Source organism: Georgenia satyanarayanai (genome assembly GCF_023715365.1).
Taxonomy (GTDB): domain Bacteria; phylum Actinomycetota; class Actinomycetes; order Actinomycetales; family Actinomycetaceae; genus Oceanitalea; species Oceanitalea satyanarayanai_B.
Genome location: NZ_JAMBNZ010000187.1, coordinates 1 through 269, shown reverse-complemented (window position 1 = coordinate 269; position 269 = coordinate 1). Strand labels below are relative to the sequence as shown.

Sequence of the window (269 nt, the reverse complement as noted above, 5' to 3'; positions counted from 1 at the left end):
GGGCCAGGTTAATCCGCCCTGGGTAAGTCGGGACCTAAGGCGAGGCCGACAGGCGTAGTCGATGGACAACGGGTTGATATTCCCGTACCGGCGAAACACCGCCCATACCGAGCCCGGTGATGCTAACGGCCCAACGCCCACTCGTCACCCTTCGGGGTGCGTGTGGGCCGCGCGCGGAACCCGAACCGGCATTAGGTAAGCGTATTAACAGGGGTGACGCAGACAGGTAGCCTCCGCGTGCTTAATGGCTATGCACGTCCAAGGGAGCA

At 62.5% G+C, this 269-nt stretch carries 1 rRNA gene; it reads left to right on the top strand.

Features of this window, described 5'->3' with window-relative positions:
• Positions 1 to 109, top strand: a 23S ribosomal RNA gene (locus M3148_RS17615); the annotation flags it as partial.
• Positions 110 to 269: the final 160 nt, after the last annotated feature.